The sequence below is a fragment of the Cutibacterium equinum genome (genome assembly GCF_028021195.1).
In the GTDB taxonomy this organism is placed as follows: domain Bacteria; phylum Actinomycetota; class Actinomycetes; order Propionibacteriales; family Propionibacteriaceae; genus Cutibacterium; species Cutibacterium equinum.
Map to the genome: position 1 here is coordinate 826173 of NZ_CP115668.1, position 12833 is coordinate 839005.

Below are 12833 nucleotides of genomic sequence, written 5' to 3' on the forward strand. Positions count from 1 at the left end.
GAGTCCGTGATCCGGCTCGCACCGCCTACGATGGCTCTTCGTGAGCACCAAGGATCTCTTCGATCAGATTGAGCCACTGCTGTATCGAGTGACCAAACCGATCCGGTACGTGGGTGGGGAGCGCAACAGCATCGTCAAGGAGTGGCAGGACACTGACGTCCGCTGGGTCCTGATGTACCCCGACGTGTACGAGGTCGGCCAGCCCAATCAGGGTGTGGCCGTCCTGTACGAGGTGCTCAATGAGCGCGACTGGATCATGGCCGAGCGCACCTATTCGGTGTGGCCGGACATGGAGCAGCAGATGCGCGCTGCCGGGGTTCCCCAGTTCACCCTTGACGGTCATCGGCCAGTCCGCGACTTCGACGTCCTGTCGGTCTCGTTGTCGACGGAGTTGGGCTACACCAACATGCTCAACGCCATCGACCTGGCCGGCATCCCTGTTCATCAGGCCGATCGCGGTGACAACGACCCCATCGTTCTCATCGGCGGTCACGTTGCCTTCAACCCCGAGCCCGTCGCCGATTTCATCGACGCTGCCGTCCTGGGTGACGGCGAGGAGGCGTGCCTGGAGATCTCCCAGGTCATTCGGGACTGGAAACGGGAGGGCCGGCCCGGCGGACGCGAAGGTGTCCTGGTCAGACTCGCCCAGACCGGCGGGGTCTACGTGCCCTCCTTCTACGACGTCGAATACCTTGAGGACGCGACGATTGGCCGGATCGCCCCGAATCGTCCGGAGGCTCCTGTCACGGTCGCCAAGCGCATCGTCATGAACCTCGACGAGTGGCAGTACCCCAAGCGTCCCATCGTCCCGGTCGCCGAGACGTTCCAACAGCGCTATCCGGTGGAGATCTCTCGCGGCTGTACCCACCCAGGTCGGTTCTGCCAGGCAAGCATGGTCACTCGCCCGCTGCGTGAGCGATCCATCAACGCCATCGCCCAGATGGTCCATGACGGTCTGCAGGCCACCGGTCTGGACCACGTTGCCTTGATGGGTCTGTCGGGAGCCGGACACTCCGAGGTGTCCGAAATCACCAAGGGGCTGGGTGACCGGTACGAGGGAACGAATGTGTCCCTGTCCTTGCCGAGCACTTTCGTCGGCGCCTTGAGCATCGACGCGGCCAATGAGCTGAGTCGTGATGGACGCCGTTCCGGTCTCACCTTCGCTCCCGAAGGAGGGTCGGAGCGGATCCGTCGGGTCATCAACAAGTACGTGTCCGACGAGGAGCTCGTCGGTACGGTCGCCAAGGCATGTGGCGATGGCTGGCATGAGATCGAGCTGTACTTCATGTGCGGCCTGCCGACTGAGACCGACGAAGACGTGTTGGAAATCCACCACACGGTATCGGGCATCATCGAAGCCGGTCGCGCTGCTGCTGGACGCGAAGACATTCATTGCACGATCTACATCGGTGGTTTTGTCCCGAAGCCGCACACGCCTTTCCAGTGGGCCGCTCAGGCCAGCGCTGATGAGGTCGATCATCGCCTGTCGGTGCTGCAAGAGTCCATCGGCTCGGATGGTCAGCTCGCTGGATCCACCGACATGTTCTACCGCAATGGACGTCCCGGCGTCATCGAAGGGCTGCTCTCGCGCGGTGACCGTCGGGTTGGCAAGGTCGTCGAGGCCGTCTGGCGTGATGGGGGAATCTTCGACGGGTGGGACGAGTACTTCTCCTACGACCGATGGGTGGCCTGTTGCCAGCGGGAACTCGAGCCATTGGGAGTCAGCCTGGACTGGTTCGTCACTCGTGAGCGTGATCGTGAGGAAGTGCTGCCCTGGGAGCACCTGGACTCCGGGCTGGACCGCGACTGGTTGTGGAACGACTGGCAAGCCGCTCTGAATGAGGAAACGGTCAGCGACTGCCTCCGGGGGCCTTGCTACAACTGCGGGGTGTGCCCGAGTATGGGTACTGAAATCCAGGTGGGTCCGTCAGGGAAATCTCTGATCCCACTGACCCCGATCAAGCCTGATCTCGCTGCGGTGATGGAGTCGTGACGATGTCTGAGCGCACCCAAGATCATCCCGACAACCACACACCTGCCAAGCAGAGGTTGTGGATACGCTATGCCAAGCGCGGTACGGCACGGTTCGCATCGCATCGCGATGTCGCCCGTACCTTCGAGCTCGCTGTCAATCGCGCCCAGATCCCTGTGGCGTACTCGTCGGAATCCGTCCCGCGCCCACGACTCTGCCATGCGCACGCCGCAGCCACCGGGGCGGCCTCAGAGGCCGAATACCTCGAGGTGGCGCTGACTGAGGTCTGCGACCCGGACAAGGTTGTGGCGGTGTTGGCTGCCGAGATGCCATCCGGGATGGACATTCTGGAGGCCATTGAGGCTGATCGCACTGACCTTGCCGACGTGCTGAGTGCGTCGGCCTGGCTCATCGAACCTGCTGGCGAGGTGGCAGGGCTGGACGAAGCAGTGGAGGCCGTCATGGCTGCCCAGACCGTCGAGGTGGAGCGTATGACGGAGTCTGGTCTGCGCCCCCTTGACGTGCGTGCCGCCCTCATCGGCCTGGATGCCGCTGACGGGAAGCTGCTTCTCATGCTGCGTCATGTCAAGCCCCCGGTTGGTCCCGATGACGTGTTGCGTGCCCTGGCCCAGACGTGCCCCGCCCTCGACGTCGAGGCGTCTCGGGTGACGCGGCTCGCCCAAGGGACTTGTCAGGAGGATGCCAGCGGGGTGTCGACGGGTTTGGCTGACCCGTTCACCGGGGAGATTGCGACGGTGTGGTGACCCCTTGGTCACGGTGCGGTTTCTGGCATCGGTTCCGGTGACGTGACATACTGGGGCTCAGGTGAACGGGGTGCCACCCCACTCGACGGTTCATACCGCGACGCCGAGAGGCGACCGCGGGGGACTCGAGGGCTCACCGCAAGCTTTTGTCCCATTCCGGGCAGTGACGCCGTCAGTACAGCGCGAGGCGTTGGAACACGTCTGCGGAAGGTTTTCCGTAGACGCCGCACCGGGGTGGGCATGGACCGTGCCGAAAGGCCAAGGAGAGCACAGTGCTCGACACGACTGACAACACCACATTGAATTCCGACGAGAATTCCACTGCTGAGATTCCCACTACTCGACGCCGTAGGGCCGCATCGCGTCCGGCCGGGGCTCCTGCCCAGGTCGAGGCCCCCAGCGCCCCGGTGACGATCACCGCAGCCGGTACCGGCAGCTCCGTCATCACCTCTGATGCGCAGGCTTCCGACCTGCCGCGCCCTCCGATGGGACGTCGCCGCAAGGCCGCCAAGGCGCAGACCACGGTCGAGGAGCCCACGACGCAGCCGAGCAAGGCTGAGACCCCGGCCTCGAAGTCCGCTGCTCCGAAGTCCGCTGCTCCGACGTCAGAGGAACCCACGACTGCCGGGTCGACGGGCGAGGAGACCACGACTGCCCAGACCGACAAGCCGCGCCGCACCCGCACCCGCCGCACCGGCGACTCTGCCTCCACGTCCACCCGGACGAGGACGAGGAGCACCCGCACTGCCGCCGAGACGAGCGAGGAGACCCCGGCCCGCACCACCCGTCGGGGGGCGTCGGAGACCACTCCCTCCGTCGATGCCGAGCGTGGAACCTCCCAGCATCGCCGCGCCACCCGTCGTCGTTCCTCCGCGATCACCGCCAATTCCGAGGATGTCACCGTCGACAAGGCGGACACCGACAAGGGCACTGACGACGATCCCATCAATGCTGCCCTGGCCAAGGCCAAGGCTCAGACCCGCAGCCACAAGGTTGAGGGAGCCCTGGCCAACCCCTTCGGGCTCAAGGACGGCGAGGATCGTTCGACCAGCGACATCCTCGATTCCTTGGCTGCCGAGATTGGCGGGGGAGAGGCTGCGATGCCCAAGAAGCGTCGTTGTCGCGCCACTCGTCCTTCCGAGGCCGGGCGCCGCACCGACGAGACCTCCGAGAACATCGAGCAGGTGGGCGAGGTCGAGCCTGACAAGGACAAGGGCGAGGCCAAGGGCCGCAAGTCTGGCAAGAAGAGGGAGACCTCCGACGAGACGATCGCTGAGTCGCTCGAGGAGGAGACCACGTCCGAGGTCGAGGACAACACCTCCGAGGAGGACGGCCAGAATCGTCGTCGCCGTCGTCGGGGAGGACGTCGTCGCCGTCGCAGCGAGGACATCGAGGACAGCTCGTCGACCGACGAGTCGGACAACGGTGACGACGCTGACGGCAACTCGGACAACAGCTCTGAGAGTGCCTCGGAGCTCGGCAATTCGGATGCCACCCATCGCCGTCGTCGTCGCCGCCGTCGTCGCGGTGAGGACATCAGCGGTGCTGACGACGACCCCAGCGAGGTCGTCATCAAGGTTCGTGAGCCGCGCTCGCGTCAGTCGCTGGCTGACGAGGTCACCGGTATCGAGGGCTCGACCCGTATGGAGGCCAAGAAGCAGCGTCGCCGTGAGGGACGTGCCGCCGGTCGGCGTCGCAGCGCTGTCATCACCGACGCGGAGTTCTTGGCCCGCCGCGAGTCGGTGGACCGCAAGATGATCGTCCGTCAGTCCGAGGAGTACTCCCAGCTTGCGGTGCTGGAGGATGGCGTTCTCGTCGAGCACTACGTGGACCGTGCCTCGGCCACGTCCTCGATCGGCAACATCTACCTGGGCAAGGTCCAGAATGTCCTGCCCTCGATGGAGGCCGCGTTCATCGACATCGGTCGTGGCCGTAACGCCGTGCTCTACGCTGGCGAGGTCGACTGGGACAAGTACGGCACGGAGGGCGAGGACAAGCGCATTGAGCATGCCCTGAAGTCTGGGGACCAGGTTTTGGTGCAGGTCACCAAGGACCCGGTGGGTGCCAAGGGTGCTCGTCTGACCAGTCACATCTCGGTGCCCGGACGTTTCGTCGTCTACTCGCCCGGTGGCCACCTCTCGGGGATCTCCCGCAAGCTGGCTGACTCCGAGCGCAAGCGTCTCAAGAAGATCGTTGAGGACGCCATCCCCTCGGATGCCTCCGTCATCGTGCGTACGGCCGCCGAAGGGGCCACCGAGGAGGATCTGGTCCGCGACATCAATCGTCTCAAGGCTCAGTGGGAGGTCATCGAGCGTAAGGCCAGCACGAGCAAGGCCCCCCTGCTGCTGTACTCCGAGCCCGACCTGACGGTGCGCATCATTCGCGACTTGTTCACCGCTGACTTCTCCGACCTCGTGATCGCCGGCAACGGTGGACCTGACGACGCTTACGACACCATCAAGGCCTATGTCGATCACGTCGCCCCGGAGATGGCCTCGCGGCTGACTCATTGGGAGGACGCTGACAAGGATCCCTTCGCCGAGTATCGCATCGACGAGCAGATCGCCAAGGCTCTGGAGCGCAAGGTGTACCTGCCCTCGGGTGGGTCGCTGGTCATCGACCGTACTGAGGCCATGACGGTCATTGACGTCAATACTGGCAAGTTCACCGGGTCTGCCGGCAACCTCGAGGCCACGGTGACGGCCAACAACTTGGAGGCCGCTGAGGAGATCGTGCGTCAGTTGCGGCTGCGCGACATCGGAGGCATCATCGTCATCGACTTCATCGACATGGTGTTGCCGACCAACCGTGAGCTTCTGGTGCGTCGTCTCACCGAGTGCCTGGGACGGGATCGCACCCGCCATCAGGTTGCTGAGGTGACTTCGCTGGGTCTGGTGCAGATGACTCGTAAGAAGATCGGCACCGGTTTGGCCGAGGCCTTCACCGAGGAGTGCGAGGCCTGTGGTGGCCGCGGCTACCATCGCTTCGACAAGCCGGTGGATTCCCAGGCTCCGGCTGATGGTGGCGAGCGTTCCAAGGGCCGGGGGCGTGGCCGCAAGGGTTCCTCGGGCAAGTCCCAGTCCGCGTGAGGACGGACCCCATGAGGGCGGTGGATGGTCGTTTTGACCGTCCGCCACAGAAAATGTAGAGTAGGCAGCCGGTCCGACGTGAGGCGTCGGTCAGGTTTGTCCGGGGCCGTTGGTTCCGGCCCCCGGAAATGTACGACAAGAACGAGAGTAGGTCAGGCGTGTACGCGATCGTGCGTAGTGGCGGCCGCCAGCACAAGGTGGCAGTGGGTGACGTCGTCGAGATCGACAAGGTCGCCGACGAGGCGGGCAGCAGCATCGAGCTGACCCCGCTCCTCGTGGTTGATGGCCAGTCCGTCACCTCCGACAAGGACGCGCTCGGAAAGGTCAAGGTCACTGCTGAGGTTCTCGGCGAGACCAAGGGCCCGAAGATCCGCATCCTCAAGTACAAGAACAAGACCGGCTACAAGAAGCGCCAGGGGCACCGTCAGAAGTACACCCAGGTCAAGGTCACCGGAATCGAAGGCTGAGGTAGACAGACATGGCACACAAGAAGGGCGCGTCCTCTTCGCGCAACGGTCGTGATTCCAACGCTCAGCGTCTCGGCGTGAAGCGTTTCGGCGGTCAGCTCGTCAATGCTGGCGAGATCATCGTGCGTCAGCGCGGCACTCACTTCCATCCCGGTGATGGGGTTGGCCGTGGTGGCGATGACACCCTCTTCGCGCTGCGTGACGGCAATGTCGAGTTCGGCACCCGTCGCGGCCGCAAGGTTGTCAACGTGACCCCTGTCGAGGCTCCGGTCGAGGCCTGAGTCCCCACGACACACGTAGTGGTCGGCCCCCGCCCTTGAGGTGGGGGCCGATCTGCGTCTGGGGGATCGATCTGAGCGGAATCGGGAATTCGGTACCTGAGCATTTGTGTGCCCGCGACTTGGCGGAACCTGAGAATTATGCCGGGGATTGCGACTGTCGTCGGATCCTCGCAGCGACCGTGGTCGCGACTGTGCCGCGATCGCTGGAAGTGACGAAATGGCGACCTACTCTCAAAACTTGGTCGTGATCGACCCTGTGACGATGGGAGATCAGAGAACCGTGGGTGATCGGATATTCAGCGAGGACGAGAGGTGGCTGTACCGGATCGAGCCGGGGTCGGACGCGCCGACCTTGGTGTCGACGGGGTCGATGCCCAGGATTACCGCGCCGCTGGCACCGATTTGTTCCTCTCGGCCCGCCGCAGCTGAGTCTCACAACCCTCGGGCTGCCGAAGCGGCACCCGCGCAGAAGGCCGAGCCCTGTCACCGGTGGCCTCGACCCTATGAGGTGGCGGCTGGTGCCTGCGCCTCGGCCGTTGCGACCGGAGTCGTGGGAGGCCTGGGAATCGGCGGGACGATGATCGGCGCTGCCGTCACCAGCCTCGTCATCGCTCTGGGCGGTGCCTTCTTCACCAGATGGTTCTCCCGGACCCGCGACAATGTCTCGGGAGCTCGTCAACGTCGAGGGATGTGGACTCGCATGGTCACAGTGGCCCTCGTCGTGAGTGTGTTCACGGTTGTCGTCGGGGTGCTGTGGTTGGCGCCATCGGTCGGTCAGGAAGCCGGATCCTGGGTGCATCGGGCCACCGGCTCGCTCGAGCAGTGGCGGGAGTCAGCCCAACGGGCCTGGCCCTATCTCAAAGCTGCCTGGCACGCCTTCCGGTGAACCTTCTCACGCCATCGTTCACCGAGGGCGTGACCCTTTGTGTACTGAGTGCAGGTTCTGCACTTGATGCAGACACTGCACTTAGTGCAAAATTGTGAGTGTGACTTCACCAACAGCAATCCGCACTCAGGGCGTCATTCGCCGTGCTGCAATGGAATTGGCGGTCGAGAAGCCGGTGGACGAGGTCACAGTCGACGACATTGCCGAGCGTGCTGGGGTGTCGCGACGAACCGTGTTCAACCACTTCCCGTCCAAGTACGACGTCTATCTGCCTCCGGTGGTCGCCCACTCGGAGGAGGCCCTCGAGACCTTCGCGACGGACACCTCGACGTCACTGGCCGATGCCATTCGCACCCTGCTCGATGCCAGGTGGCGAAGCTTCGACGTCGACCTCGACGATCTGCGAGAGCTCATGAGAATCAGCAGGGAGAGCACCGAGCTTCGGATGGCCCTCAAGGAGTCCGTTGACTGTCAACGCGCTGCCCTCATGGCGGCAGCTGCTCGCCGAATCGGCCGCTCCGAGGACTCTCTGGAAGTCCTTGCCCTCGTGGGCACCATCCAGGCGATGGAGCGCTCAGTCTTCCAAGCGGCCATGGTCCGTCCTGGGGCCAGTTCTGCCGAGGTGGTCGGCACCTTTGACCGGGTCGTCGATGTCTGGGTCAGGCTGTCTGCGGAATTGGCCGGCGATCAGGTGTCGGTCTTGACGACGTGAGCAGCGAGCTGACTCGTCACAACCTGCGCGACAACGCGCCCCACATTTCCCATCCAACATCAGAAAGCTGTGACATGTCTGCAACTGCTGCCGCTCCTGAGGCTGCCAAGTTCAAACCAGACCGCCGATTCTGGGTTGTCTATCTCTGCCTCATGATGGTGATGTTCCTGTCCTCCCTGGACCAGACGATCGTCGCCACCGCTCTGCCGACCATTGTCGGTGACCTGTCCGGCGTCGAGCACATGGCGTGGGTCATCACCGCGTACACCCTGGCCATCACCGTCGGTATGCCGCTGTATGGCCGTCTCTCCGACCTCATCGGTCGTAAGGCCCTCTACCTCATCGCCATTGGTCTGTTTCTGCTGGGGTCTGCCCTGTGCGGCACCGCCGGCACCATGATCACCTTCATTTTCTTCCGCTTCATCCAGGGCCTGGGTGGCGGTGGCCTCATGATCTTGTCCCAGGCCATCACCGGCGACCTCATCCCACCGCGCGTTCGTGCCGCCTACATGGCGCCGATGGGCGCGATGTTCGGTGTGTCCTCGGTGCTCGGCCCGCTGCTGGGCGGCTGGCTCACCGACTCGATCTCCTGGCGCTGGGTGTTCTGGATCAATCTGCCGCTGGGTGTCGTGGCCTGGGTGGCCTGCCTCTTCGCCCTCAAGCTACCCAAGCATGAGCTGACGACGAAGATTGACTGGCTAGGTCTGACCCTTATGGACGTCGGCGCCGTGGCCATCGTGCTGGTGGCCACCTGGGGCGGTTCCCAGTACCACTGGCTGTCCTGGCAGATCATCGGCCTGGGCGTCGTCGCGGTCGTGGCGTGGGCTGTGCTGCCCGTCGTCGAGTGTCGGGTCGAGGATCCGGTGCTGCCGCTGGAGCTGTTCCACAACCGCACCTTCGTCGTCTCGACGATCATCGGAATGCTCGCCATGGGCGCCATGTTCGGTGTGCTGGCCTATCTGCCGACCTACATGCAGATGACCTACGGCTACTCGGCCACGGTGTCTGGTCTACTGCTCATCCCCATGACGATCGGTATTCTGTTGGCCTCGACGGTGACTGGTCTATTGACCTCCCGGATAGGTCGTTACCGCATCTTCATCATCATCGGCCCGATCGTCGCTGCCGGTGGCATGACGCTGATGTCGACCCTGAACCAGGACTCCCCGGTCTGGCGGATCATGGGCGACACCTTCGTCCTCGGTCTGGGCATGGGTATGTTCTTCCAGCTGCTCGTCATGGCGGTCCAGAACGACGTCCGCCCAACCCTGCTGGGAACGGCCACCAGCCACAACAACTTCTTCCGTCAGATCGGTGTGTGCCTGGGCTCTTCTCTTATCGGCGTGGCCTTCACCACCCGCCTGACCAATCGTGTCACGGACCTGTTCACCTCCCTGGCCACCAGCAAGGATCCGACCGTTCTCAAGGCGCTGGGCTCGATGAGCTCGCACAGCCACGCCGCAGCCTCGCTGACCCCGGGTGCCGTCAATCAGATGCCTGACGCCATTCGGGACGGTATCGTCCAGGCCTACGTCAACTCCCTGACTCCGCTGTTCCTGTGGATGGCCCCGATGGTTGCTGTAGCAGGTCTGCTGGCCTTCCTCCTCAAGGACGTGCCGCTGTCCCACCACACTGGTATCCAGATGCGCGCCGCGTCTGAGTCCAGGGAGAGAACTTCTCAGGAGACTTTGGCAGCCTCCGGTGACGCCGTGGAGATTCCTTCCCAGGACGCCCACGCTGAGGCTCCGGACGGCTCGGAGAGGGACGAGCCCTCCGGTACGCCACGGCATACTGCAGATGCCGTGAAGGTTGAAGGAGCTCCGCCGCGTCGAGCTGCTGGACCGGAACGACCAGCACAGGCCTGACAGTTCGGGACGCGCCACCTGGAAGGGGTGGCGCGTCCCGGCGTCTAGACTTGTGATCCACCCTGGGCCAGACGGCCCGATCCCATCTTCGAGGAGCAGAACATGGCCATCCCGTCCTTCGTCGACCGCGCGACGCTGACCGCCGTGGCGGGCAAGGGGGGACACGGCTGCGCCTCCGTCAAGCGTGAGAAGTTCAAGCCGTTGGGTGGCCCCGATGGTGGCAATGGTGGTCATGGCGGGTCGGTGATTCTGCGCGTCGACCCTCAGGTGACGACCCTGGTTGACTATCACTGGCAGTCCACCCGAAAGGCCACCAACGGTGAGCCCGGACGCGGTGACAACCAGGCCGGGGCCAATGGCTCCGACATCATCCTCGGGGTTCCCGAGGGCACAGTCGTCTCCGACGCCGACACCGGCGAGCTGCTGGGCGACCTCGTCGGGGCCGGGTCCGAGCTCGTCGTCGCCGCCGGTGGTCGTGGTGGCCTGGGCAATGCCGCCCTGGCCAACTCCGCGCGCAAGGCCCCCGGCTTCGCGCTTCTCGGGGAGGCCGGAGAGGAGCGCAAGGTTCTGCTGGAGCTCAAGGTCGTCGCCGACATCGGTCTGGTGGGATTCCCGTCGGCCGGAAAGTCCAGCCTCATCGCGGCAATCTCGCGGGCCAAGCCGAAAATTGCCGATTACCCCTTCACAACCCTGGTGCCCAATCTTGGCGTGGTCGTGGCGGGGGAGACGACGTACACCGTCGCCGATGTGCCCGGCCTCATCCCGGGGGCGTCACTGGGCAAGGGGCTGGGATTCGACTTCTTGCGCCATATTGAGCGCTGCCGGGCCATCGTCCACGTCATCGACTGTGCCACCTACGAGCCGGGTCGTGATCCGGTCACCGACCTGGACGTCATCGAGGGGGAGCTCGCTGCCCACGGTGGTCTGGAGGATCGTCCGCGTCTGGTGGTGCTCAACAAGGTTGACGTCCCGGACGCCGCTGAGCTGGCCGACATGGTCTTCGACGACGTCGCCAAGCGTGGCTGGCCGGTGTTCCGTGTCTCGACGAAGTCGGGGGAGGGGCTTAACTCTCTCAAGTTCGCCATGGCCGAGTTGGTGGAGAAGGCTCGGGAGAATGAGCCTGAGCCTGCGCCGGAGCGCATCGTCATTCGTCCCAAGCCCAGGCAGGAGGGTCCGGCCTTCTCCATCAAGCGCCAGTCTGACGACGAGGGCGGCTTCCTGTGGCGTGTGACCGGTGACAAGCCGGCCCGCTGGGTTGCCCAGACTGATTTCAACAACCCCGAAGCCGTCGGCTATCTGTCGGATCGCCTCAACAGCCTGGGTGTCGAGGAGGAGCTGCTGGCGATGGGAGCCATTGCCGGTGACGCCGTGGCCGTGGGTGGCGAGGACGCCGTCATCTTCGACTTCGCCCCGCAGATCGAGTCGGGTGCCGAGCTGTTGTCTCGCCGTGGTGAGGATCAGCGTCTGGAGACTGAGCGTCCTTCGGCCACTCGTCGTCGCGAGATGGATCGCGAGTATCACCGTGCCCGTGAGGAATACGGCCAGGTTGGTCGCGATCCGAGGGGCGAGTCGTGGCGTGCTCGTGTCGCCGAGGATGAGTGGTTCGAGGGCCGTGACTGATCACCGCCGCGCCATTCGTGAGGCCGCCACTGTCGTGGTCAAGGTCGGATCATCGTCGTTGACCCTGCCAGGGGGCGGGATCGATGTTCGCCGCGTTGACGAGCTCGTTGACGTGCTTGGCGAGGTCATTGCGGACGGAAAACGTGTCGTTCTGGTGAGTTCCGGGGCCATTGCCACGGGATTTCCGGCGATGGGGATGACCCATAGGCCACAGACCTTGGCCGGCCAGCAGGCAGCGGCCTCGGTGGGGCAGGGGATCTTGCTGGCCCACTACACGTCGAGGTTTGCGGCTCACGGTCTGCGGGTGGGGCAGGTATTGCTGACCGTCAATGACCTGGTGCGGCCCACGTCATACCGCAATGCCTGGTCGACCCTCGACACCCTGCTCGGGCTGGGGGTCGTGCCGATCATCAACGAGAACGACACCGTCGCCACCGGGGAGATCACATTCGGCGACAACGACCGGCTGGCTGCTTTAGTGGCTGAGTTGGTGCGAGCACAGGCCCTTGTGCTGCTCTCCGACGTCGACGCCCTCTACACCACTCACCCGGATTCCCCGGATGCCCGTCGTCTCGACGTCGTCGAGGACCTTGACGCTCTGGAGGTCGACACCGACAAGGCCGGATCGGCAGTCGGAACCGGGGGCATGACGACGAAACTGGAAGCTGCCCGCATCGCCACCTGTGCCGGGATTCCCGTGGTACTCGCATCGGCTGCGCACGCCCGTGGTGCTCTGGGTGGGGCAGCCGTGGGCACCTACTTCCCACCGATGGCGACGCGGCGGTCCCGGCGCCTGTTGTGGCTGGCCGACGCCGCCACCCCGCAGGGCCAGATCGTCATTGACGAGGGGGCCGTCGAAGCGCTCACCACCCGGCATTCCTCGTTGTTGGCGGTGGGAGTCACCCAGGTTCATGGAGATTTCCAGGCCGGCGACCCGGTGACGATCCTGGCCCCGGATGGTCAGGTCGTCGGTCGCGGTATTGCCCAGTTCTCCCATGACGAGGTTCGGGTGATGAGGGGACGTTCGAGTGCGTGGCTGGCTGCAGAACTGGGTCCGGCGGCGTCTCGGGAGATCATCCATCGCGACGCCATGGTGTTGAGCCGTCGTCGATCCACCGACGGGTGACTCAGCGCCGCCGTGGTCGTCACGGTGATGTTGCCCCCGTGGCGAATACCA

General features: G+C 64.5%; 10 protein-coding genes. All 10 read left to right on the forward strand.

Features of this window, described 5'->3' with window-relative positions:
- The first annotated feature begins 40 nt into the window (after positions 1–40).
- A complete protein-coding gene (locus O6R08_RS03760; protein ID WP_271418798.1) occupies positions 41–1993 on the forward strand; it encodes a TIGR03960 family B12-binding radical SAM protein in 1953 nt (650 codons plus the stop codon).
- A gap of 2 nt (positions 1994–1995) precedes the next feature.
- Positions 1996–2736 (forward strand): TIGR03936 family radical SAM-associated protein, encoded by a 741-nt coding sequence (locus O6R08_RS03765; RefSeq protein ID WP_271418799.1) that lies wholly within the window; start codon positions 1996–1998, stop codon positions 2734–2736.
- 485 nt (positions 2737–3221) lie between these two features.
- The gene (locus O6R08_RS03770) at positions 3222–5825 is read left to right on the forward strand and encodes an Rne/Rng family ribonuclease (RefSeq protein WP_333907916.1); all 2604 of its coding nucleotides are present in this window, start codon (positions 3222–3224) and stop codon (positions 5823–5825) included.
- Positions 5826–5983: 158 nt separating this feature from the next.
- Positions 5984–6292, forward strand: coding sequence for a 50S ribosomal protein L21 (gene rplU, locus O6R08_RS03775; RefSeq protein WP_271418801.1), 309 nt, complete (start codon positions 5984–5986; stop codon positions 6290–6292).
- An 11-nt stretch (positions 6293–6303) separates the two neighbouring features.
- Positions 6304–6573 carry a 50S ribosomal protein L27 gene (gene rpmA, locus O6R08_RS03780; protein ID WP_271418802.1) on the forward strand — a complete coding sequence of 90 codons (270 nt, stop codon included), beginning with the start codon at positions 6304–6306 and terminating at the stop codon, positions 6571–6573.
- Positions 6574–6790: 217 nt separating this feature from the next.
- Positions 6791–7459 carry a hypothetical protein gene (locus tag O6R08_RS03785; protein WP_408640131.1) on the forward strand — a complete coding sequence of 223 codons (669 nt, stop codon included), beginning with the start codon at positions 6791–6793 and terminating at the stop codon, positions 7457–7459.
- A 100-nt stretch (positions 7460–7559) separates the two neighbouring features.
- The gene (locus O6R08_RS03790; protein WP_271418803.1) at positions 7560–8171 is read left to right on the forward strand and encodes a TetR/AcrR family transcriptional regulator; all 612 of its coding nucleotides are present in this window, start codon (positions 7560–7562) and stop codon (positions 8169–8171) included.
- A 74-nt stretch (positions 8172–8245) separates the two neighbouring features.
- Positions 8246–10036: an MDR family MFS transporter gene (locus O6R08_RS03795; protein ID WP_271418804.1), complete on the forward strand. Its 1791-nt coding sequence runs from the start codon at positions 8246–8248 to the stop codon at positions 10034–10036.
- Positions 10037–10138: 102 nt separating this feature from the next.
- Positions 10139–11656, forward strand: coding sequence for a GTPase ObgE (obgE, locus tag O6R08_RS03800; RefSeq protein WP_271418805.1), 1518 nt, complete (start codon positions 10139–10141; stop codon positions 11654–11656).
- Positions 11649–12782, forward strand: a complete 1134-nt coding sequence (gene proB / locus O6R08_RS03805) for a glutamate 5-kinase (RefSeq protein WP_271418806.1) — start codon at positions 11649–11651, stop codon at positions 12780–12782. Before obgE ends, proB begins: the two co-directional genes overlap by 8 nt.
- Positions 12783–12833 lie beyond the last annotated feature (51 nt).